Origin of the sequence: Pantoea sp. BL1 (genome assembly GCF_000963985.1) — a bacterium.
In the GTDB taxonomy this organism is placed as follows: Bacteria; Pseudomonadota; Gammaproteobacteria; order Enterobacterales; family Enterobacteriaceae; genus Pantoea; species Pantoea rwandensis_B.
In genome coordinates this window covers 134,013-157,615 of record NZ_JZRH01000033.1, presented here as the reverse complement: position 1 = coordinate 157,615, position 23,603 = coordinate 134,013, and the positions used below count along the sequence as shown (strand labels likewise).

Sequence of the window (23,603 nt, the reverse complement as noted above, 5' to 3'; positions counted from 1 at the left end):
AGGGTACCGCGTCAGCGGCGCGAGGACAGTCGGCCCCTGCGCGGCACCAGATTGCGTTATCACCTGTGGTTTAGCAGCCTGCTATAAGCCAGCCAGCCTTACAACTTAAAGCTCTGCACCACCAGCTCCAGCTGTACGCTCTGCTCTTCCATCGCGCGCGCGGCAGCCGACACCTGCTCAACCAGTGCGGCGTTCTGCTGGGTGCTGCCATCCAGCTGGGTGATCGCCTGGTTAACCTGCTCGATGCCCATACTCTGCTCGCGGCTGGCAGACATGATTTCACTCATCAGGGTGGTCACACTGCTCACGCCCTGCATCAGCTCATCCATGGTCTGTCCGGCTTGTTCCACCAGCTGGCTGCCGGTATCGATATTCGCCACCGACTCCTCAATCAGCTTCTTAATCTCACGCGCCGAGTTCGCGGAACGTTGCGCCAGATTACGCACTTCTGACGCCACCACGGCAAACCCACGACCCTGCTCACCCGCTCGGGCCGCTTCCACCGCCGCGTTAAGCGCGAGGATATTGGTCTGGAAGGCGATGCTGTCAATCACACTGATGATATCCACCACTTTACGGGATGAGTGATTAATCGCCCCCATGGTGGTGACCACCTGACGCACCACATCCGTTCCGCGCGCCGCCACCTGCGAGGCACCGTCCGCCAGCTGATTGGCGTGGGTGGCATTGTCGGCGTTCTGGCGTACCGTGCCGGTCAGTTCTTCCATTGAAGCCGCGGTTTCAACAATCGAACTGGCCTGCGACTCGGTACGAGCAGACAGATCGGCGTTGCCGCTGGCAATTTCACGTGAGGCGGAGGTAATCGCCAGTGCGCTGTCGCCCACCTGACGCATCAACCCCTGCAGATACTCAATAAACTGGTTAAAACTTTGCGCCACCGCGTTAAATTCCGGGCTGTTGCTGGCAGGCAGACGCTGAGTTAAATCCGCGCCGCCAGTCGACAGGGCTTCGATATTGCGGTTCAGCAGGCTAAGACGTTTCATCATGGCGCGCACAAAGCCGAGCAGCACCAGCAGCAGAATCACCGCCAGCGGGATCTGCACCAGGCCGAGTCGGGTCAGCATGCTGTGGGTTTGCGCATCCAGCAAACTGGACGGCACATCGCTGGCGAGATACCACGGGCTACCGGCAATCGCCTGCAGGAACAGCGTGTGCTCGCCATCTTCGCCTTTAAAAGTGGTTTGCGTAGGCTGATTACCTGCCTGGCTCAGCAGACCTTTCAGCGCACCCGCCATCGGCAGTTGCGTATCCGCGAGATTTTCCAGCTTCGGTGCGCCTTCCAGCAGTGCGGCGTTGCCCACCACTTTGCCATCCGCTTCAACGATCAACACACGTCCGTGAATGGCGTCGCCCATCTGTTTCGCCAGTTGGTTGAAGAAACCGAGCGTTACGTCGATGGTTGATACCCCCCAGACCGTGCCATCACGATAAATCGCCATCGCACAGTTGGTTCGCGGCTGCGGGCTGGCCGCATCCTGATAGGCTTTGGCCCAGGCACATTGCCCTTTGGCCGCGGCCATACCGTCTTTGTACCACGGCTGCTCCCAGTATTTGTCCGCTGCATCGGAGTTCCAGTAGGTGTTGACCTGTAACTGGTTGCTGGCGTTACGGGCGAAGAACGAACTGTCTTTTTCCTTCGCCGGATCGCGACGATTAGGCAGCGGCCAGATACCGCCGCCAAACACGTTGCTGTCCTGATACTGGTTCACCAGCGCAGGCAGCAAGTTGTCGATGGCCGCGCTATCCATCACGCCTGCGGCTTCGGTAATGGCACGTTGCTGCGCCTGCACGCGGTTCATCTGCTCGACGATGCGTCCCGCCAGGCCATCCACCTCATAGCGCACTAATCGGCTTTCGTTTTGACTCAACTGCGGTGCCACAAACTGATTGATCACCACCACGGTAACCAGCATCAGCACCACGAAAAATGCGACCAGCGTCGCGGTAAAACGAGATTGTGTAGTTTTTAACATCGATGTGCCCTTACCCTGGTTGGCGAGTTGCCTGATCCAGGTTAACGGCGTGTTGCAGGGGAACTTGAGGTGCGCCAGATCACAAAAATGCAAATAGTTGATTTAGGTGATCATTAGGCGGGTGACTAACGTTGCGCTTACTGAGTCGCGTGCGGGCAACCGCCCGCAGAGAGGGCTATTGCGGCGGATCCACCACTTCCTGACGTGGTCGAAATACATGGTCATTACCTTCTGCCTGCAAACGCTGCAGCAGCTGTTGTCCACCGCGATCGTCGGCCTGAGCAAACTGACGTTCCGCTTCGGTGATTGGGGTGGCCCACAGCAGATTCGGCCGATCGCCATCGCGCTTGGGCAGTCGGAACTGGGCACCTTCCGGTGCTAAGCCATTGGCCAGCAGGAAGCTCTCGAAGCCCACTGGCGCCACTTCCGATGCCAGCGTATGCCCTTCGCCAATCCACGTTAGGCGCGCCCACGGCAAGTGCGCGAATTCCGCTAGCGCGCTGGCCATCTGCACCGCATTGGCTTCGGTCATCACTTCGCCGTCCACTGCCATCGCCAGCTCAACACGGCGGTACTGCGGGGCCAGCTCATCAAACAGGTAATCCACTTGCGGCATGGGCCGAATCCCCATACCCAGCGTGAGAAAAACCCACACGCCATTGTGCCAGTGCTGAGAGATGGCCATTGGCGGCCAGCTCCCCTGATCGATGGCGTAATACTTTACCGACTCACCAAACTGCGCCTGGTAGCACTGCATCAACTCATGCTGCACAACATCCCATAAATGGCCGTCGTGCCAGTCACGCCAGAAGTGCCGCTGCTGCTCGGCGCGAGCATAGTAATCATTGGTGGAGGCGGAGCCGAGCGGCGCGGTCAGGCGATTCTCTTTGATGCAGCCAGCGGAGAAACTGACCTGCTTATCCTGATACAGACTCCAGCCAGGGATCACCGCCAGCAGTTGGCCGTAATACCACAGGGCTGCGCCGTCATCACTCGGTTCCCACAGAATCTGTAGACCGGCAGGATCGAGCATCGGCTCGGCTTCTAAGGTGCGGCAATACTCTGCGCTGAGCAGTGGCGCAATGCCCTGCTCCATCGCTTCACGATCTTCACGCGCCGGGGCAGGCAACAGATTGCGCAGCCAGCAGCCGCGCACCGCATACTGGCTGCGAAACAGATCGTTTGGCCAGATGTAAAAGTAGGCCGTGCGCGCATCCTGTTCGACGATAGCGGTGAGTGTGTTTTGCTGATTTGGCACCTCAGCAATCAGAGGTTGGTGTGTCATAACGCCTCGACAAAGCCTTGAGGGATCCATTTTCCCTGAGAATAGAGCAGGATCGGCACTCGCACCACGTGACACAAGGGTAAAACTCTCAAAGTGCAGTCAGGAAGCGTGAGAATGGCTGATGAATGCCAGCACAACGCCCTGACAAACTTCAAATTAATTCGCGATTCATTTGCCGCCTCGCATGCTATTGTCTGCACATTCCTCCTTGCGGAGCTGCTCAGCATGGTGCTGCAAAACCTCGATTTGAACCTGCGCGATGTCGTGATTTTCGCGATTTTGGTGTGGCTGTTTCTTCGCTATACATGGGTGATGTCAGCGCTCACGTTCATGCTCGGTGGTGCGGTACTCTTGGTGTTGTTACCCATCGACATTTACTACAGCTTGTTGCCATTAGCGCTGCTGGGAGTGGGATTAGGGATGCTGCTTCATCATTATCAGCAGCGCCAGCTCACTCTTAAACGTGAAGCCCGCACACCGCGCACCTACACCAAAAAGCAGGACGAGCTGCATTTGTAGCGTTAGCGTCCCATGCGTTGCATGGCGCGGGAATAAGCCCCGCGCTGAATTGACCAGCGCAGCAAACCGGCAATCACCGCGATCTCTTTATCCACGCGCCACTGTGTCAACGGGCTGATCGGCTGCTGAATTTGCTGTTGCGCCCAGTCCGGTAGCAATCCCATCCCGGCTTTTAGCATCACCCGCATCGCCGGTTTCGCCTGCCAGCTTGGGGCCGGTGCATTGATTAATAGCTGCATCACTTCCAGCGTGCGTTCATCGCAAATCAGTTCCGGGCGCATGGCTTGCAGATAAGCGTCCACCGCCTGCACCGTTTTCGGTACCTTTTCCGCGCCCAGCGCTTCGGCGATGAGCGCCGCTTCATCGTAATAGCGATCCTGCTCGGCCAGCGAGAGCTGCGGATTTTTATAGCGCAGATGCGCGGCGAGGAAGCGGCTGGTTTCCGCCACGTGCACCCAGGTCAGTAAATGCGGATCGCTGGCGGCGTAAGGTTGCCCGGCGTTATCAATTCCTGTGACGCGCAGGTGGATAGCTTTAACGCGCTCGATCAGGATGTTGGCATCCTGCGTGTTACCAAAGGTGGTGACAGCGATGAACTGGCTGGTGCGCCGTAAACGGCCCAGCATGTCCTGACGAAAGTTAGAGTGATCCCACACCCCCGCCAGCGCTGCCGGATGCAGCATTTGCAGCATGAGTGCGCTAATCCCACCGCACAGCATCGAAGGGAAATCGCCGTGCACACGCCAAATCACATGATCGGGGCCAAACAGACCTGGATCGCCCAACGGTTGCGAGATATCGAATTCGTTCAGTGCGAGGCCATTCAGGCGAAAGACTTGCTGCTGGATGCGGTTACGAAGATTCATGGTGTCTGGATGATGAGCTGATTGACGTAGCAGGCATAAATGCCAACCCTGTAAAATCTGGCAAGCAAAGCATTGCAGGATCAGCACTCAGGCCAATCCTGCAAAACCTGGCAAGCAAAGCGTTGTCAGATCGGTTTTTAGGTCAACCTGACAACACCCCGCCAGCATAGCATTACAGGGACAGCATTCCTGCTGACCCTGTGCCAAATCGCACTAACGTTTACAGATAATCAAACTGCCCGTCTTGCGTGCGGACCGAATCCAGGCCAATCATCACATTGAATTTGCCCGGCTCGGCGACATGCTGCATTTTTTGATTCCAGAATTTCAGTGCATCCACATCAATCTTAAAGCTTACTGTCTGTGACTCGCCCGCTTTCAGCATGATGCGTTTGAAGCCGCGCAACTCCTGCACCGGACGGCTGATGCTGGCCACCGGATCGTTGAGATACATCTGTACCACCGTGGCACCATCACGTTTGCCGGTGTTGGTAACAGTGACGCTCGCTTCAACGGATCCATTGCGTGGCATGGTTTTGGCGGACATTTTCACCGGCGAAACGGTGAAAGTGGTGTAGCTCAGACCGTAACCAAACGGATACAGCGGACCATTCACCGCATCGTAGTAATGCGAGGTGTACTTGTTCGGCTTTGCGAAGTTGTACGGACGCCCGGTTGGCAAGTGGTTGTAGTAAATCGGCAGCTGGCCCACGGAGCGCGGGAAGGACATCGGCAGTTTGCCCGATGGGTTGTAATCGCCAAACAGTACATCAGCAATCGCATTACCCCCTTCGGTGCCGCTGAACCAGGTTTCTACCATCGCATCCGCGATACGATCTTCATTCACCACCGTCAGTGGACGGCCATTCATCAGCACAATCACCAACGGCTTGCCGGTCGCTTTCAGCGCCGCCAGCAGTTTTTGCTGGCTTGGCGGAATCACCAGATCACTGCGGCTGGAGGCCTCATGCGCCATCCCCTGCGCTTCGCCCACGGCAGCAACCACCACATCCGCTTTCTTCGCCTGGGCAACGGCTTCATCAATCAATTCCTGCGGCGAGCGTTTATCCACGCTAACCGCCTGTTCGTAGAGGTTGAGGAAGTCCTGAATACCTTTGTTATCGGTGATGTTGGCCCCTTTGGCATACAGCACGGTGCCTTTGCCCGCCATCGCATTGCGCACGCCCTGCAGCAGCGGAATCGACTGTTTCGCCACGCCCGCGGCTGACCAGCTGCCCATAATGTCACGCTGGCTGTCGGCCAATGGCCCCACGAGGGCCACGGTGGCGTCTTTTTTCAGCGGTAAGGTTTCATGCCAGTTTTTCAGCAGCACAATGCTCTTACGCGCCACATCACGCGCTTCGGCACGATGCAGACGGCTCTCGGCATTGGTGTCCTGCGGATCGCTGCCTTTTGGCCCCAAATGGCTGTAGGGATCGTTAAACAAGCCCATATCATATTTGACGTTCAGCACGTGACGCGCTGCATCGTCGATCTCTGCCATGGTAACAGCACCACTCTTGACCAGCCCTGGCAGGTATTTGCTGTAGTACTCATCGCTCATACTCATATCAATGCCGGACTTCAGCGCAATACGCACCGCATCCTGCGGATCGCTGGCCACACCGTGCTTCAGCAGCTCTTTGATCGCGCCGTGATCGCTGATGGTGATGCCTTTAAATTTCCACTCACCGCGCAGCAGGTCTTTCAGCAACCAGCCATCCGCCGTCGCTGGCGTGCCGTTCAGTGAGTTGAGCGCCACCATCACGCCGCCGCTGCCCGCATCCAGAGAAGCTTTGTACGGTGGCAGATAATCCTGGAACAGGCGCTGTGGGCTCATATCCACGGTGTTGTAATCACGTCCGCCCTCCACTGCGCCATAAGCGGCGAAGTGCTTCACGCTGGTCATGATCGAATAACGGTCGGCGGCGCTTTTGCCCTGCATGGATTTCACCATCGCGCTGCCCATTTGTGAAGACAGGAAAGTGTCTTCTCCGAAGCCTTCAGACACGCGTCCCCAGCGCGGCTCGCGCGTGATATCCACCATCGGCGCCCAGGTCATATTGAGACCATCATCGGCGGCTTCATAGGCGGAGATGCGGCCGACTTCCCCGATCGCATCCAGATCCCAGCTGGCTGCGAGGCCGAGCGGGATCGGGAAAATGGTACGCTGACCGTGCACCACGTCGTAGGCGAAGAACAATGGAATTTTCAGGCGGCTGAGTTGCATCACCTGATCCTGCATCGCGCGAATATCCGGACGCGTGACGGTATTGAAGATTGCGCCAACCTGACCGTGCTGGATCATGTCGCGAACCGCCTCTTTTGGCGTGTCTGGCCCCACGCTAATCAAGCGCATCTGCCCGATTTTTTCATCAAGGGTCATTTTGCCGAGCAGCTGGTTAACAAAGGCGTCACGCGCCTGTTCAGTCATCGGATGGGGGCCAAACAGGTCATCTGCGAAGGCAGGCTGCATGGCAAGGGAAACAGCGAGGCTAACAGAGCAAATCCATTTCATCAGGTCGGGTTCTCTTAAGTGACTGCGCAATATCGAAATAACCGGGCCAGTGTGCCACAAGTTCAGGATAGCAGGTAGCCACCGATGTCACACCGCGACCATGCCGTTGACGCGTGCTAAAGTAGATGCGCAACGTTAACGACAAGGACAGGTTCATGAATAACAACACCTCACACCCTACACTGCTGGCTGAACTGCGCCGCCTCGTCGGCCCTTCACACCTGTTAACCGAGGCGGAACAAACCGCACGCTATCGTAAGGGTTTCCGCTCCGGTGAAGGCGATGCGCTGGCGGTGGTGTTCCCCGGCTCCTTGCTGGAGTTGTGGCGGGTATTGCAGGCGCTGGTGCAGGCCGATGCGGTGATTCTGATGCAGGCCGCCAACACCGGCCTGACCGAAGGCTCGACGCCCAACGGCAATGATTACGATCGTCCAGTGGTGATCATCAGTACTTTGCGCCTCGATAAATTGCAGCTGATCGATGGCGGCAATCAGATTCTGGCCTTCCCCGGTAGCACCCTTTATCAGCTGGAAAAAGCCCTTAAGCCGCTGGGACGTGAACCGCACTCGGTGATCGGTTCCTCGTGTATCGGCGCGTCGGTCATGGGCGGGATTTGTAATAACTCCGGCGGTTCGCTGATCAAACGCGGTCCGGCCTACAGCGAAATGGCGCTTTATGCGCAGATTGATGCCGACGGCAAACTGAAGCTGGTCAATCATCTCGGCATGGATCTCGGCCACTCGCCGGAAGAGATGCTCGGTCGACTGGATGACGATCGCTGGCAGCAGAGCGATGTGCGCTGGGATGAACGTCATGCTTCGGATCATGAATATGCAGAACGTGTGCGCGATATCCATGCGGATACACCCGCTCGCTTCAACGCCGATGAGCGCCGCCTGTTCGAGGCTTCGGGTTGCGCGGGCAAACTGGCGGTATTCGCCGTGCGTCTTGATACCTTCCCCACCGAACCAAAACAGCAGGTGTTTTATATCGGCACCAACGATCCGGCGGTATTGGGCGATCTGCGCCGCCATATTCTGGCCGAGTTTAATAACTTACCGGTCGCGGGCGAATACATGCACCGCGACATTTTCGATATCGCCGAAGTGTACGGCAAAGACACCTTTGTGATGATCGACAAGCTCGGCACCGACAAAATGCCGCTGTTCTTCACGCTGAAAGGTCGGGTGGATGCCTGGCTGGGTAAGCTGAGTTTTGTTAAACCCCACTTTACCGATCGCGTGTTGCAGCGCATCAGCGGTTGGTTACCTGCCCATCTGCCGAAACGCATGAAGCAGTATCGCGATAAGTTTGAACATCACCTGATGCTGAAAATGTCCGGTGAAGGCGTAGCGGAAGCGCAGGAGTATTTGCACGAATACTTCCGCGAAGGCGGTGGCGAGTTCTTTGCCTGCGACGGCAAGGAAGGCGCACATGCTTTCCTGCATCGCTTCGCCGCTGCCGGTGCCGCAGTGCGTTACCACGCGGTGCATGCGGATGAAGTAGAAGATATTCTGGCACTGGATATCGCGCTGCGCCGCAACGATAGCGACTGGTTTGAACGTTTACCCGCCGAGTTCGACAACGATCTGAGCCATCGCCTCTATTACGGCCACTTCTTCTGCCATGTATTCCATCAGGATTACATCGTGAAGAAAGGCGTGGATGCGCATGCGTTGAAGGAGAAGATGTTGGCAATTCTGAGCGAGCGTGGTGCCGAATACCCTGCCGAGCACAACGTCGGGCATCTTTATCAGGCGAAACCGCAGTTGCAGGCGTTTTATCGTCAGCTCGATCCGACCAATACCTTTAATCCGGGGATTGGTAAAACCAGTAAGCAGAAGGGTTGGGCGGTGAAGGCTTGATTAAACTCATGGGCGGCCCGAGAGCCGCCCATTGGATTATGACAGTTGCTCGCCTTCATCCTGCGCTGCGGCAGGTATTGCCCGACGTTCAATGATCATCGTCTGCGGCGTGGACAACACAATGCCCTCTTTACGCAAGCGCGTCAGAATGTCGAACAGCAGATCACTCTTGGCGCTGGAGATCTGACGCTGGCCCGCCACGTTGCCGGTGACGCTCAACACGATACCCGCAGAGGTCAAATCCTTGAATGAGACGGATGGCTCAGGCGTTTCCAGAATACGCTCGTTCTCCTGGTAAACCTCCAGCAGAATCTCACGCACGCGCACCGGATCGATATCCAGCGGGAAGGTCAACATAATGGTCACCACACCCTGTGCATTGCCCATGGTGGCGTTACGCACGTTCTGTGAGATGAACTGTGAGTTCGGCACTATCACCGTGGATTTATCACTCAGCTGAATCTCGGTGGCGCGCACATTGATACGGCGAATATCCCCTTCAATGCCGCTGATACTCACCAGATCGCCCACTTTCACCGGGCGCTCGGTTAACAGAATCAAACCGGAGATAAAGTTCTTCACTATCTCCTGTAAGCCGAAACCGATACCGACCGACAAGGCGCTGACGATCCACGCCAGTTTGTTCCACTGCAGGCCCATGATCGACAGCGTCAGCAGAATGATCAGCACATAGCCGATATTGCTGAACAGCGTCACCAGCGACACGCGCATGCCCACGTCCATGGTGGTTTTTGGCAGGAAATCTTTATCCAGCCAGCGACGCACCGAACGCAGCACGTAGATGCCCACCACCAGACACAGAATGGCATTCACCATATGCGCCGGCACGATGTTCAGTGATTCCAGACCTTTGCCGCCCCAGAACTCAATCACTTTCTGAATCAGCTCGATCGGCGTTGAAGAGGCGAAGGTGCCGTTCAGCAGCGCCAGCACCACAATCCCTATCAGTGCGGTTTTACCAACAGCGCCCAGCAGCGTAGCCGCCTGCTGCAGATGGCGTTCGTCAATGTTTAACGAGGTCTGCAGACGTTTGCCGGTAGCATTGTTGGTAGAAAACAGGCTTTCACAGCCGTCATTGATCAAATGGCTGAGGAAGTAGAACGAGCCAAACAGAATGCCGCACCAGATCACCTCATAACCGAGGAAGCGTGCCAGCGTGACATAACCGACGATCAGCGAAATCAGAATCGCCAGTGCGGTCAGCGTCAGCGCCAGCTGTACCAGCCCGACAATAGTCGGACGGGCTTCAGGAGCATTGCCCTCTTGCACCATACGACGACGCACGCGGTTGGTACGCATGCTGATCGCCATACCGGTGGTACCGATCAGCAGTGCCGTCAGGCCGTTAGCGAAGATGGTGGTGTTCAGGCTGGTGCCGACGCTGTAGTTAAAGGACTCTGCGGTCTGGAAAATAAACACCAGCGCAGCGGTAATCGGCGGGAACGGCTTCAGCGCCTGCGCAACTTCATTGGAGATGCTGGGCAATCGCCAGCTCGGACGGCGCGTCGACAGGAAAGCACGGCCCAAACCGGCGATCAAACCACAATAGACGCTGAGTTGTACCAGACGCTCAACAAAATCCTGCACATCAGTCGAGACCTCATCACGACGGGTAAACGCCAGCGCGATAAAGTTAAAAGTCAGCACCACCGCGGCCAGGGTCGTCAGCGCAATCGCTGCCGCCAGGAAGCTACGGCGCAGACGCCCTTCCGGCATTTTGTGAATGCTCACCCAGGCGAGAAACTCTTCGCTGTAACGACGCCCCAGCGTCATCACCAGCATGGCCGCAATCAACCAGCCGATAGTGCCAAAACGCCAGCCAGGCTCCCAGGAGAGTGCTGCGGTGTCCTGCAATTCAGCGATAAAGTCGCTGATTTTCTCGCCATCCAAATCCTGACGGCTGACCATCGGCGCCCAAAAGCGCGGTCCCAGGATGCTACCGGAGTTCAACGCCAGCTGGCTCTTCAGCTGGTCACGACGCAGGTTGACGATCTGGGAGGAAAGCACCAGCGCGCCATTTTTAATGCCATCGGCCTGCTTGATTTGATCGTCCAGTTTACTTTTCTGGCTCTCCAGCGAGGCGCGTTTGCGCGTCACTTCCGGCGTTTCTTTCACGCCGCTGTCCGGTTTCGGTGCCGGACCCAGCACCGCGAGCTGCGCATCCAGTTGCTGACGCTGCGGGATCAGCGCCTGGCCCAAAGTTTCTGCGTTACCGGATAGCTCCAGCGCCATCTCATTGAGCTGGTTGAGCTGGCTCTCATTGGTATCGCCTGATACCTGGCCTTTAATCTTGTCGAGGATTTTCTGCATTTTCGGCAGCTCAACCGCAGGATTGACCTTGGGTGCGGCGTCCTCTTGCTGAGCCGCGGCGGCAGTGTTGTCATCCGCGTAGCTCAGTGCCGGGCTTAACAGCACCAGCAGCAGTATAAATGGGGTAAATAGCGAACGAAGCTTGTACATATGAGTGAGATTCCAGCGCAATGACAGCCGATAAATGCCAGTTAACTTTAGATGGCGGCCAGTGTAGAGCGTAGCCGAAGCGGAAACTATAGGAATGAAGCGCGAAAACTTTGGTGCTGACGATTAGGGATTTTTTTGGTCGTTCGGGAGTGCTTATCCCGCCAATCGGAAGCACTCACAGACGCACAATCCATTGTGCATCTGTGAAGGGAAACAGACGTCGTGATTACTCGTTGCTGGCCGTTTGCGACGATTTCTGCTTCTTGTAGGCCAGCGCCGCTGCCGGAACCGGCGCCGCTTTGCCGGTTTCCAGCCAGTCACGCAGACGGTTGGCATCGGCAAAGTGGGTGTACTTGCCAAACGCATCCAGCACCACCAGCGCCACCGGACGGTTGTTGATCACCGTGCGCATCACCAGGCAGTGGCCGGCTTCATCGGTATAACCGGTTTTGGTCAGCGCGATACGCCAGTCGTTTTTGTACACCAGGTGATTGGTGTTACGGAACGGCAGCGCATAGTTCGGATGTTTAAACACCGCTGTATCTTCTTTGGTGGTGCTCAGTTCACCAATCAACGGATATTGACGCGTGGCTTTTGCCAGCTTAATCAAATCTTCCGCATTGGAGACGTTGTGAATCGACAAACCTGTCGGTTCAACATAGTGGGTGTGCGTCATGCCCAGCGCACGCGCTTTGGCATTCATCGCGCGGATAAAGGCGTCATAGCCGCCCGGATAGTGATGCGCCAGGCTGGCGGCAGCACGGTTTTCCGATGACATCAGCGCCAGCAGCAGCATATTGCGGCGGCTGATTTCACTGTTCAATTTGACGCGCGAGAACACACCGCGCATCTCTGGCGTGTGGCTGATATCCACCGACAGCATCTCGTCCATCGGCAGTTTGGCATCCAGCACCACCATTGCCGTCATCAGCTTGGTGAGTGACGCGATAGGCCGCACACGATCCGGATGGCTGGAGAACAGCACTTTATTGGTTTCAAGATCGACAATCATGGCACTGCCGGAGGCGATTTGCGGTTGGGCAATCGGCGCCAGATTAGACAGCGCAGCAGGCGCGGCCAGTGCCGGAGTGACAGCTGCCGGTGCGGCGACAAACAGCGCCAGCGACAGCAAGGAAATACGCATTTTTACAGACATCGTGTCAAAAAAATCCGGTAAGGAGTTTTGCGCCGTGTTTAAGACACAGGCCGCGCGCATCAAACCAGACGGGATGCGGGCTGGCAGCAGCATAATACGCGCTTATCTGCGAAATTTCTTAGGTAGATTGTTTCTGAGCGTTAAAAAAACGGGAGACCTAATGGCCTCCCGTTCACGGTGTCATTGCAGGTTAGAACAATCGTGGTCCGTAACCCCACAACACCACGGTCAGTGCCAGCAGCACTTCAAACACCAGCACACCAATCGCCAGTGTCGATCCTGAGAAGCGCATGCTCTCTTCACGATCAATATTGAGGAACACCGGAATGCCGACGTACAGCAGATAACCGGTATAGAGTAACGCCACCGCGCCGACTAACACGCACAGCCACACCAGCGGATAAAGTGCCACCAGCCCACTGATAAACAACGGGGTGGCGACATAGCCAGCAAACACGGTACAGCGCTGAACGCTGGGACGCTGCGGATAATCGCGCGCCATCCAATGAATGACGCGACCCATCACCGCCACGCCGCCTAAGATAATCAGATAGAAAAGAATGCCGAGACCGATGCCGGTCAGCAGGTTGAGTTGTACGAACTGCCCTTCGCCCAGATTCCAGCCCAGTTGTGTGGTACCGATAAAGGCACAGATCACCGGGATCGCTGCCATCATCAAAACATGGTGGGTGTAGTGGTGCGAAACGCTCTCATTTTCTTGCTTGATATCGCGCATTTCCTGGTTAGGATGCGCCAGAAGACCCCAGACATGATTCATAAAATCACTCCTCTGATGCGATGGGCTGCCCCTTCAGCGATCAGGCCATGCAACTCAGGCAGCTTCCCTTCAAGTATAATCGGGGCTGCTGTTTTTGCGGACAGCGGCACAAAAAAAGCTGCTGGCGTATAAACTGTTACCTGAATCAATCGCGAAAGGGAGGATAATTTGCATCTCGATATCAACGGATTAATTACGCAGTACGGCTATCTGGCGTTGCTGATTGGCTGTATCGCGGAAGGGGAAACTTTTACCCTGCTGGGCGGCGTGGCGGCGCATGAAGGCCTGCTGCACTTCACCGGCGTGGTGCTGGCCGCGATGATCGGAGGGATTATCGGCGATCAGCTGTTGTTCTGGCTGGGCCGTCGCTACGGCACGCGCATCCTGCGCCGTTTCCGTAAACATGAAGACACCATTCGTAAAGCCAATCGCCTGATTCAGAAGCGCCCGAGTCTGTTTGTGATTGGCGTGCGCTTTATGTACGGCTTCCGCATTATTGGTCCGATCATCATCGGTACCAGCCGGTTAAAACCGCTGCGTTTCTTTGTGCTCAACGTGATAGGCGCCGCGCTCTGGTCGCTGATCTTTGTCACCCTGGGTTACTTCGCCGGGGAGATCATTACCCCGTGGCTGCATAAGCTCGACCAGCACCTTAAACATTTGCTGTGGCTGGTGGCGGCGATTGTGTTCGGCATCGCGCTGCGTTACGTGATTCGCCGCTGGAACCGCCGCCGGGCGGATTAGTGGTGGTAGCCTTTAAACTGTGGGTTGGCCAGCATAAATCCACCGTCAACAATAAACGATTGTCCGGTGGTATAGGTCGCCCATTCCGAACACAACCACGCCACTAAACTTGCCACTTCACGCGTATCGCCGGGGCGTCCAATCGGAATTTCCGGCATACGTGTGCTGCGCGCCTGATCGTCAGTGAGATGGTTCATCGCGGTGGCAATCGCGCCCGGTGCAACGGCATTCACCAGAATGTGATGCGGCAACAAACTCAACGCCATCGATTTGGTCAGACCGCCGAGCGCATGTTTCGCCGCGGTGTAAGCGGTGGCATCCGGCAACGGAGTGTGTTCATGCACTGAAGTGATGTTAATGATGCGCCCACCATCGCCCTGATCGACCATATGACGGGCGGCGATCTGTCCGCAGATAAACGAACCATCCACATCGACGCTGAACGTTTTCCGCCAATCTTCAAAGGTGACATCGAGAAAATCAGCTTTCATCATCACGCCCGCGTTGTTGACCAGTACGTCAATGCGACCCAGTGAATTGATGAGCTGCGCCAGTTGCTTGCCCCCTTCTTGCGGATCGGAGAGATCCAGCTGCCGCACCTGTGCGGTTTGCCCTTTACTCTCGACCAGTCGCGCCGTTTCCTGTGCCCCCGCTTCATCTGAGCGCCAGGTGATCCCTAACGTGTAGCCCGCTTCAGCCAGCATGACGGCACAGCTGCGGCCAATGCCGGAATCGGATGCGGTAACCACGGCCACTTTCTGTTTGCCCAGTGCCATAACATTCTCCTGCGTGATGGGTGTCTTCACAGTATAGAAGTTATCGATCTGTGCCTCGGGTCAGCCGAAAACACCCTTTCGTCTATAGTTAACAATCAGATGCAGTCAAGGAGGCAGGATGAGCAAAATTAAACGCAGAATTGATGATCACGGCGTGATTGGGGATTTACGGACCTGTGCATTGATCGCCAATGACGGCACCATCGATTATCTCTGCTGGCCGGAACTGGATAGCCCGTCCGTGTTTGCTGCGTTGCTGGATGGCGATGATGCCGGTCTGTTCTCACTGGCACCGGACTGGAAAAATGCGCGCCAGCAGCAGCTCTATCTGCCGGATACTAATATTTTACAGACGCGCTGGTTAGGCGATGCGGGCGTGGCGGAGATCACCGATTACATGCCGATCTGCGACCAGCCCAATAAAGTACCGCGACTGGTACGTCGGGTCAAAATGGTGCGCGGAACGGCCACCTTCAATCTGCTGTGCGCCCCGCGCCATGATTATGCCCGTGCCGAAACCCATACCGAACTGCGCCCTGGTGGCGTGGCCTTTCTTGCCGAAGGCCAGCCCGCGTTACGGCTGAGTGCTACGGTGGTAATGACCCGGGAAAACCACAGCGCAGTGGCCGAATTTACCCTTCAGGCCGGGGAATCTGCTGAGTTCGTATTTGGCAGCGATGACGATCCCTTTGTGGCAGAGATTGCCACTGAACAGTGCTTCAGCGACACACTGGCCTACTGGCGGCGCTGGAGCAGCCACAGCACGTATCGCGGACGCTGGCAGGAAATGGTGACGCGATCCGCACTGGCACTCAAACTACTCACCTCGAAACAGCACGGTTCGATTGCCGCTGCGGCAACCTTTGGCCTGCCGGAAGAGTTAGGCGGCGAGCGCAACTGGGATTATCGCGCCTCGTGGATTCGGGATGCCTCCTTTAGCATGTATGCGCTGATGCGCCTGGGTTATGTGGAAGAAGCGCGAGACTTTACCCATTGGGTGGGTCGCTGTGTCGAGCACAGTCATGACGACACGCCGCACTTGCAGGTGATGTACCGTCTGGACAGCGGTACCGAACTGCATGAAACCGAGTTGCTCAATCTTTCCGGCTATGCCAACTCGCGCCCGGTGCGCATCGGCAATGATGCCTGGCGGCAGACCCAGCTGGATATTTACGGCGAGCTGATGGATGCCATTTACCTTGCCAATAAATACGGTGAAGCCATTTCACAGCGCGGCTGGCGGCATGTTTCCGACATGATTGATTATGTCTGCGGCAACTGGAATCAGCCCGATGCCGGTATCTGGGAGATGCGCGGTGAGCCAGAGCACTTTCTGCATTCGCGCCTGATGTGCTGGGTGGCGCTGGATCGCGCCCTACGTCTCGGCCTGAAGCGTTCATTGCCGATGCCGTATGAGCGCTGGGATCGTGTGCGCAGCGAGATCCGCGATGACATCTGGCAAAACTTCTGGAACCCGGAACAGGGCCATTTTACCGCCACACGCGGCGGCAAGTTCCTTGATGCTTCTATGTTGCTCATGCCGCTGGTGCGCTTTGTCAGCTCCACCGATCCCGACTGGATTGCCACCCTTGACGCGATTAAAACGCATCTGGTGAGCGACGGTTTAGTGCGCCGCTATAACATTAGTGAAACCCCTGCCGATGCCTTAACCGGGGGTGAAGGTTCCTTTGCCGCCTGTTCCTTCTGGTATGTGGAGTGTCTGGCGCGGGCCGGCCGCGTGCACGAAGCCCATTTTGAGTTTGAGAAATTACTGAGTTATGCCAATCCCCTGGGGTTGTACGCCGAGGAATTTACTACGCATGGCGAAGCGCTGGGAAATATGCCGCAGGCGCTGTCGCATCTGGCGTTAATCAGTGCCGCTTTTTTCCTCAATCGTAAATTGAGCAATGAAGTGACGCTGTGGCAGCCTTAAGAAAATTCACATTTTGGGCGGTACGGCAACGAGATGGGTCGGGAAATGCCCACTATTTAAGTAAAGTATCATCAGCCATTGAAAATCCTGATTCCCATCACTGCGCCTATGCACATATAATGCGCACCGGGTCATTGAGACCAAGATGGATTCGACACACTGACAAGCCTGAAACACGGCTATAACGACTTGAAAAACATGAAAAAGAGCATTCGCGCGTTCGCTTCACTTGCTTTGGTACTGGCGGCGTTCAGCCAGTCGGCATTCGCAGTAGTGTATCCGCTGCCAGCGGCTAACATCCGTTTGATCGGCGAAAACCTTGAAATCACCGTGCCTGATGACAGCCGACTTCCGCTGGAAGCCTTCGCTGCTCAGTACCAGATGGGCCTCAGCAACATGCTGGAAGCCAATCCGGGCGTTGATGTTTATCTGCCAAAAGCGGGCACCAAAATGGTGATCCCTCAGCAGCTGATCCTGCCTGACGCCCCGCGTGAAGGCATCGTGATCAACAGCGCGGAAATGCGTCTTTATTACTATCCGAAAGGCACCAAGACCGTGGTTGTGCTGCCAATCGGTATCGGTGAACTGGGGAAAGACACGCCAGTGAACTGGACCACGACCGTTCAGCGTAAAAAAGCCGGTCCAACCTGGACGCCAACCAAAGCGATGCACGCAGAATACGCATCACGTGGCGAAAGCATTCCAGCCGTATTCCCGGCAGGTCCGGATAACCCGATGGGACTGTATGCGCTGTATATCGGCCGTCTGTACGCAGTTCACGGTACTAACGCCAACTTCGGTATCGGTTTGCGCGTGAGCCACGGCTGTGTGCGTCTGCGTGCTGACGACATCAAATGGCTGTTCGACAACGTGCCGGTTGGCACTCGCGTACAGTTTATCGATCAGCCGGTGAAAGCCACCGTTGAGCCAGACGGTTCTCGCTATGTAGAAGTGCACAACCCACTCTCTACTACCGAAGAGCAGTTTAACTCACGTGAAGTGGTGCCGATTACGCTGACCGCTGCGGTGACCAAAGTGATTGCCGATGGCAGCACTAACCAGGATGCGGTGAATAACGCGATTCAGGCGCGTAACGGCATGCCAACTAAAATCAACGGTCCGCAGGGTGAAGTGATGCCTGCTCCGGTACCGGTTCAGGAATCTTCTGACGCCACGCCAAAAGAAGAGCCGATGACCCCGCAGGGCGCCAGCGCCGTTGCACCGCAGAGTGATGTGGCTCCGGCTGCTCAGCCTGCGCCAGCGACCGGCAACAGCCTGTAATCGCTGACTCGCCATGCAGTAAAAAGCCAGCCCATTGTGGCTGGCTTTTTTTTGCCCGGTCGCCATAAGTGGCAACCCTACGATGATATTGCGTAATGCTTGTCACTTCAGTGCGCTTTGGTCGCCATTAATGGCGACCCTACAAAGTTGGGTATGGTATTCGTAGGGGGCGCATTTATGCGTACCGGGTTAAATACGCACTCATTGGCTTGTTTACGGGGTTATTCCCGCCGCCGTCTCAACGCCAGCCAGCCCGCCACCAGGGTAAACACCAACACCAGAATCACCAGCAGTAAGAAACCGTGCGGATTATTCGCCAGCGGAATCCCGCCCACGTTCATACCGAAAAAGCCGGCAATGATGTTAATCGGCAGCGCCAGCACGGTGATCACTGTCAGTAAAAACAGCGTGCGGTTGCTCTGTTCCATCAAACTCGCGGCAATCTCTTCCTGCAACAAACGAATACGTTCCATCAGTCCCGCCAGGTCATTCAATGCGACGCTGAACTCTTCGGTAAAGATGCGCAATTCACTTAGCGGTTCGCGCTTGAGCCACTTTGGTGGCCGATTTAACAAACGAAATAGCGCGGCGGGTTCAGGTGCCAGCAAACGCTGCACACGCAGTAGCATGCGGCGTAAATGGCCCAACTCACTGCGGTTGCTTTTAATCGCGGCACTGAGCAAACGCTCTTCAATGGCATCCACCGCCTGACTGGAGCGGCGCACCACTTGCTCTAGTTGCGCTTCCTGCTCACCCAGCAACCACAACAGCATCGCATCCGGCTCGGCGAACGGGAGACGATCAATTTGCTGATGCATGCGCTCAATCATTCCCACCGGACGATAACGCGCGGTGACAATGGTGTGCGTACAGCACCAAATCCACAGCGTGGCATTCTGTGTACTGCGCTCTTCTTTACTGAAAGTCACATCATTGAGCACGGCCAGCAGCGCATCGTTTTGATGGGCCAAACGCGTGCGCGGTGAAGCAGAATGGATCTCATCGAAAAAATCATCGTCTACACTAAAGTGGTCCTGAACCCAGCGCTCGGCACGGGCATGATTCAGGTTGATGTGTAGCCAAAGAAAATAGGATTCCGGCAAATTTTGCTGCGCGAGCTGCGAAGCTTCACGCGCGTTGAGTCGCTGTGGCGGTGCTTCCGGCGTGAACAGATACCCATGAATGAGTCCGGCCACTTCATTATTGAAGTCCGGCAATGAGGCAAGCGGCAAGACAGGCTGGAACATGGCAGCGTGAGGATCCCGAAGCGGTCAGATCCACAGACTGCGACAGCCGTGTTACAGCAAGATGACAGAGCGTGATCGCGATCATCATTCTGTCATACAAACCACGTATCACACTGCGGGTAACGGATGCCAATCGAGCATCGTCAATCCACACCGGGGTGTGTTATGGCTGAAAACAGTTTACCTGCATCTACATCAACATCATCGTCCCAAAACGGACGCCCGAATCTTAACCAGGGCAACGGAAAAATCTCACGCATCATCTTCCTGATCTTGCTGTGCGGCGGCCTGCTGTTCACCGCCATCAACCTGTTTAATGACGTTGAGGAGACCGGCGCGCCTGTCACCAGCTATACGCCGTTCCTGCTGCTGGGCGTGGCTTTAGTGATTGCCCTCGGCTTTGAGTTTGTTAACGGCTTCCACGATACCGCCAATGCTGTCGCCACTGTGATTTATACCCATTCGCTGTCGCCGGGTGTTGCCGTGGTGTGGTCTGGCTTCTGCAACTTCCTTGGCGTTTTGCTCTCCAGCGGCGTGGTGGCGTTTGGCATTATCTCACTGCTGCCGGTGGAGCTGATTCTGCAGGCAGGTAGCGGCAACGGCTTCGCTATGGTGTATGCGCTGCTGTTCTCAGCGATCATCTGGAATCTCGGCACCTGGTACTTCGGCCTGCCGGCGTCCTCTTCACACACGCTGATCGGTTCGATCATCGGCGTGGGCGTGGCGAATGCCCTGCTGCACGGTCGTAGTGGTACCAGCGGTGTGGATTGGGATCAGGCGATCAAAGTGGGTTACGCCCTGCTGCTGTCGCCGATTGTCGGCTTTATCTGTGCGGCGCTCCTGCTGCTGGCGATGAAGGCCTTTATCCGCAACCGCCAGCTGTATGAAGCACCTAAGGGCAATCAGCCTCCACCGGCATGGATTCGCGGCCTGCTGATCCTGACCTGTACCGGTGTCTCATTTGCCCACGGTTCAAACGACGGCCAGAAAGGCATGGGCCTCATCATGCTGATTCTGGTGGGCACCATGCCCATTGCTTACGCCCTGAACCGTTCGCTGCCGCCGGATCAAATCCCGCGCGTGGCCGCATTAACCCAGGTCACCGAGCAGCAGCTGCTGACGCTGCAACCGGCACCCGCCGCGATGCCCGCGCCGCGTGAAGTGCTGACCGAGTTCGTGCGCACCAGCCAGAACCGCCCTCAGGTACTCCCTGCCCTCGGCATGATGCTGGGCGATATCGGCGATCAGATCCGTCGTTATGGTGCGGTGGAGAATATCCCGGCTCAAGCGGTGACTAACACCCGTAATGATATGTACCTCGCCTCCGAAACCATCAAACATCTGCAATCGGCTAAAGTCGCGATGCCGGAAGAGATTGCCAGCAATCTCACCGCCGTGAAGAAAGAGTTGGATGCCGCCACGCGCTTTATCCCGATGTGGGTGAAAGTGGTGGTGGCGATTGCCCTTGGCCTCGGCACCATGGTGGGCTGGCGCCGCATTGTGGTCACCGTCGGTGAGCGCATCGGCAAAACCCATCTGACCTACGCACAGGGTGCCAGTGCGGAGCTGGTGGCGATGGCAACCATCGGTGCGGCGGATGTGTTCGGCTTACCGGTCTCCACTACTCATGTCCTGTCATCAGGCGTGGCCGGTTCGATGGCCGCTAACAAATCTGGCCTGCAGCTCTCGACGATTCGTAACCTCGCGCTAGCGTGGGTGCTGACGCTGCCGGTCTCAGTCTTACTTTCAGGGCTGCTTTACGCTCTGTTTATTCATCTGTAACGGGGAAAAGTCATGGCGACACACGACAATAGCTTCCACAGCGAGACCTTCAATGCGCGTCTGCTGCAGGAGTTTTACGACAGCTACGACGAAGAGCTGGAAATGGAGCTGGATGATCTGCGCTTCAATGATAACGGTGAACCGCAGCAGGAAGGCGATAAGGCTTTCCGCCGCCGCTACTTCCGTGAGTTGCTGCATCTGCAGGGCGAGCTGGTGAAGTTGCAGGATTGGGTGATGCGCACCGGACATCGCGTGGTGATTTTGTTTGAAGGCCGTGATGCCGCCGGGAAAGGCGGGGTGATCAAGCGTATCACCCAGCGTTTAAACCCACGGACCTGTCGCGTCGCCGCCCTGCCCGCGCCGAACGATCGTGAGAAAACCCAGTGGTATTTCCAGCGCTATATCGCTCACCTGCCTGCAGCCGGTGAGATTGTGATGTTTGACCGCAGCTGGTACAACCGCGCAGGCGTCGAGCGCGTGATGGGCTTCTGTAATGAAGCCGAAGTCGAAGAGTTTTACCGCAGCGTGCCGGAATTCGAAAAAATGCTGACCCGCAGCGGCATTCAGATCATCAAATACTGGTTCTCGATCACCGATGAAGAGCAGGAGCTGCGCTTCCTGAGCCGCATCCACGATCCGCTGAAACAGTGGAAATTGAGCCCGATGGATCTCGAAAGCCGCCGCCGTTGGGAAGATTACACCGAAGCGAAAGAAGAGATGCTGGAGCGCACGCACATCCCTGAAGCGCCATGGTGGGTAGTGCAAGGTGTGGATAAGAAGCGTGCGCGCCTGAACTGCATCAGCCATCTGCTGCAACAGGTGCCGTACGAAGAGAGCGAGAGCAAAACCATAATGTTACCGACGCGCGAACGCCATGAAGATTATCGCCGCGCGCCAGTACCAGAAAACATGGTGGTACCAGAGAAGTATTAGTTAACAGTTTGCACGGCTGCCTCGCGGCCGTGCTGCTGTTGCAGACGCAATGTTATGGCAAATGCGCCCAGCACCATCAGGGCCGCCGCCAGATACACTGATTGCATCCCCCAATGACCAATCAGCAATCCCGCCACCGGACCGGTTAATCCCAGCCCTAAATCAAGAAACGCCGAGTAGGTACCCAGCGCCGAGCCCTGATCCTGCTGCTGCACGCGTTTAACCGCTTCCACGCCCAGCGCCGGGAACACCAGCGAGAAACCACCGCCGGTCAGGAATGCACCGATATCCACCAGCCAACTGCTATCAGCCTGCCAGATTAACAGCAGACCGGCACACTCCAGCACAAATGACACCAGCGACACTTTCAACCCGCCAAAACGAGTGATGTAGCGGCCACCGGCCAGGCGCACCAGCACAAAGCCCAGACTAAACAACGTCAGGGCAAAAGCAGCGCCGCTCCAGTCGCGGCTGGCAAAATATAGCGTGATAAACGTTGAGATGACGCCAAATCCGATGGTGCCAAAGCCCAATGCCAGCCCAAACAGCCAGACGCGGCTGACCACGCGATGAAAAGGGATACGCACGCCCGCGGTGACGCTGACCGCCGCTTTACGGCTCGCCATGCAGAAACCGATGACGCCCATCAACGCCACAAGCCCGGCAAAGCCGCTGATGCCGAACATTTGATTGAGCAGCACCCCGAGCGGTGCGCCTATCGCCATCGCAAAGTAGGTGGCAACGCCATTCCATGAGATCACACGCGCCGTCTGCAACGGCCCGACAATGTTCATCCCCCACAGCGTTGAGCCAGTACTGCTAAAGCTTTCACCCACCCCCAGAAACAGCCTTCCCACCGCCAATAGCGCCAGACTGAGCATCGGCACATCGGTGAACAACGCAGCGAAAAGGGAAAGTACGCCACTCATGCCGCAGCACACCAACCCCATCATCACCACACGTTTCGGGCCATAACGATCGGCCAGACGGCCCGAATGCGGACGGCTGAGCAGCGTGGCGAAGTACTGCAGGCTAATGATCAATCCGGCGATGAACGAACTGAAACCCAGTTGGTTATGCACAAATCCCGGTAGCACCGCGAGCGGCAACCCTACCGAGAGGTAGCAGAAAAACGTGAAGACAATAACGGAGATGATGCGTTTATTTAACTGAGCATGACTCAGTACAGCGGCGTCAGACATAAGTGATGGCATTACAAATGAATGTGAAACGCTACTATAGCGCAATTAGCGTTGAGCTTGAACCTGACTTTACATGGGACTGTGTCATAGGGTAATTCTGTATAATTCCATTATCAGGCTTATTTAAATATCGCCCCGGCATTTCACCTTCGATTAATAACAGAAATTAATTCAATTTCTTTTACACATCGGCCTGACAAATCTGAAAAAAAACCTTTTCGGAAAACGATTATCCAAAAAATA

The 23,603-nt window shown here is 56.2% G+C and carries 17 protein-coding genes; 7 read left to right on the top strand and 10 right to left on the bottom strand.

Annotation, left to right across the window (positions count from 1 at the left end):
* Positions 1 to 98: 98 nt before the first annotated feature.
* Both VH86_RS16605 and VH86_RS16600 read right to left on the bottom strand, forming a co-directional pair.
* Positions 99 to 1,994, bottom strand: coding sequence for a methyl-accepting chemotaxis protein (locus VH86_RS16605; RefSeq protein ID WP_045833559.1), 1,896 nt, complete (start codon positions 1,992 to 1,994; stop codon positions 99 to 101).
* Positions 1,995 to 2,169: 175 nt separating this feature from the next.
* A complete protein-coding gene (locus VH86_RS16600; protein WP_038648045.1) occupies positions 2,170 to 3,279 on the bottom strand; it encodes a suppressor of fused domain protein in 1,110 nt (369 codons plus the stop codon).
* 114 nt (positions 3,280 to 3,393) lie between these two features.
* Between VH86_RS16600 and VH86_RS16595 the strand changes: the two genes are divergently transcribed.
* The gene (locus VH86_RS16595; RefSeq protein ID WP_231647244.1) at positions 3,394 to 3,798 is read left to right on the top strand and encodes a hypothetical protein; all 405 of its coding nucleotides are present in this window, start codon (positions 3,394 to 3,396) and stop codon (positions 3,796 to 3,798) included.
* 2 nt (positions 3,799 to 3,800) lie between these two features.
* Here VH86_RS16595 and VH86_RS16590 read toward each other — a convergent pair whose 3' ends face one another.
* Both VH86_RS16590 and bglX read right to left on the bottom strand, forming a co-directional pair.
* Positions 3,801 to 4,664: an oxygenase MpaB family protein gene (locus VH86_RS16590; protein WP_045833565.1), complete on the bottom strand. Its 864-nt coding sequence runs from the start codon at positions 4,662 to 4,664 to the stop codon at positions 3,801 to 3,803.
* Between the two features lie 220 nt (positions 4,665 to 4,884).
* On the bottom strand, positions 4,885 to 7,182 hold the full coding sequence (gene bglX / locus VH86_RS16585) for a beta-glucosidase BglX (protein WP_045833558.1): 2,298 nt from the start codon (positions 7,180 to 7,182) through the stop codon (positions 4,885 to 4,887).
* Between the two features lie 155 nt (positions 7,183 to 7,337).
* Between bglX and dld the strand changes: the two genes are divergently transcribed.
* Entirely contained in the window at positions 7,338 to 9,047 is a 1,710-nt protein-coding gene (gene dld, locus VH86_RS16580) for a D-lactate dehydrogenase (protein WP_045816665.1), read from the top strand.
* Between the two features lie 36 nt (positions 9,048 to 9,083).
* Here the strand turns inward: dld and VH86_RS16575 are convergent, their stop codons facing one another.
* The 3 genes from VH86_RS16575 to VH86_RS16565 all read right to left on the bottom strand — a co-directional run bounded on the left by VH86_RS16575 (position 9,084) and on the right by VH86_RS16565 (position 13,462).
* Positions 9,084 to 11,528 carry a DUF3772 domain-containing protein gene (locus tag VH86_RS16575; RefSeq protein ID WP_045816666.1) on the bottom strand — a complete coding sequence of 815 codons (2,445 nt, stop codon included), beginning with the start codon at positions 11,526 to 11,528 and terminating at the stop codon, positions 9,084 to 9,086.
* Positions 11,529 to 11,754: 226 nt separating this feature from the next.
* Complete coding sequence (pbpG, locus tag VH86_RS16570; protein WP_034821245.1) at positions 11,755 to 12,684, bottom strand: D-alanyl-D-alanine endopeptidase; 930 nt, start codon at positions 12,682 to 12,684, stop codon at positions 11,755 to 11,757.
* A gap of 190 nt (positions 12,685 to 12,874) precedes the next feature.
* The gene (locus VH86_RS16565; RefSeq protein WP_038648059.1) at positions 12,875 to 13,462 is read right to left on the bottom strand and encodes a Yip1 family protein; all 588 of its coding nucleotides are present in this window, start codon (positions 13,460 to 13,462) and stop codon (positions 12,875 to 12,877) included.
* A 168-nt stretch (positions 13,463 to 13,630) separates the two neighbouring features.
* Between VH86_RS16565 and VH86_RS16560 the strand changes: the two genes are divergently transcribed.
* Positions 13,631 to 14,206 carry a DedA family protein gene (locus VH86_RS16560; RefSeq protein WP_038648061.1) on the top strand — a complete coding sequence of 192 codons (576 nt, stop codon included), beginning with the start codon at positions 13,631 to 13,633 and terminating at the stop codon, positions 14,204 to 14,206.
* Here VH86_RS16560 and VH86_RS16555 read toward each other — a convergent pair.
* The gene (locus tag VH86_RS16555) at positions 14,203 to 14,982 is read right to left on the bottom strand and encodes an SDR family oxidoreductase (protein ID WP_034821059.1); all 780 of its coding nucleotides are present in this window, start codon (positions 14,980 to 14,982) and stop codon (positions 14,203 to 14,205) included. The two genes, VH86_RS16560 and VH86_RS16555, sit on opposite strands and share 4 nt — an antisense overlap.
* A 118-nt stretch (positions 14,983 to 15,100) precedes the next feature.
* Between VH86_RS16555 and VH86_RS16550 the strand changes: the two genes are divergently transcribed.
* Both VH86_RS16550 and VH86_RS16545 read left to right on the top strand, forming a co-directional pair.
* Entirely contained in the window at positions 15,101 to 16,915 is a 1,815-nt protein-coding gene (locus VH86_RS16550) for a glycoside hydrolase family 15 protein (protein WP_045833557.1), read from the top strand.
* Between the two features lie 198 nt (positions 16,916 to 17,113).
* Positions 17,114 to 18,196, top strand: coding sequence for a L,D-transpeptidase family protein (locus VH86_RS16545; RefSeq protein WP_045833556.1), 1,083 nt, complete (start codon positions 17,114 to 17,116; stop codon positions 18,194 to 18,196).
* A 221-nt stretch (positions 18,197 to 18,417) separates the two neighbouring features.
* Here VH86_RS16545 and VH86_RS16540 read toward each other — a convergent pair whose 3' ends face one another.
* Positions 18,418 to 19,443: a transporter gene (locus VH86_RS16540; RefSeq protein ID WP_045833555.1), complete on the bottom strand. Its 1,026-nt coding sequence runs from the start codon at positions 19,441 to 19,443 to the stop codon at positions 18,418 to 18,420.
* A gap of 165 nt (positions 19,444 to 19,608) precedes the next feature.
* Between VH86_RS16540 and VH86_RS16535 the strand changes: the two genes are divergently transcribed.
* Entirely contained in the window at positions 19,609 to 21,225 is a 1,617-nt protein-coding gene (locus tag VH86_RS16535; protein WP_045833554.1) for an inorganic phosphate transporter, read from the top strand.
* 12 nt (positions 21,226 to 21,237) lie between these two features.
* The gene (ppk2, locus tag VH86_RS16530) at positions 21,238 to 22,158 is read left to right on the top strand and encodes a polyphosphate kinase 2 (RefSeq protein ID WP_045833553.1); all 921 of its coding nucleotides are present in this window, start codon (positions 21,238 to 21,240) and stop codon (positions 22,156 to 22,158) included.
* Here the strand turns inward: ppk2 and VH86_RS16525 are convergent.
* On the bottom strand, positions 22,155 to 23,360 hold the full coding sequence (locus VH86_RS16525; RefSeq protein ID WP_075564123.1) for an MFS transporter: 1,206 nt from the start codon (positions 23,358 to 23,360) through the stop codon (positions 22,155 to 22,157). The two genes, ppk2 and VH86_RS16525, sit on opposite strands and share 4 nt — an antisense overlap.
* Positions 23,361 to 23,603: the final 243 nt, after the last annotated feature.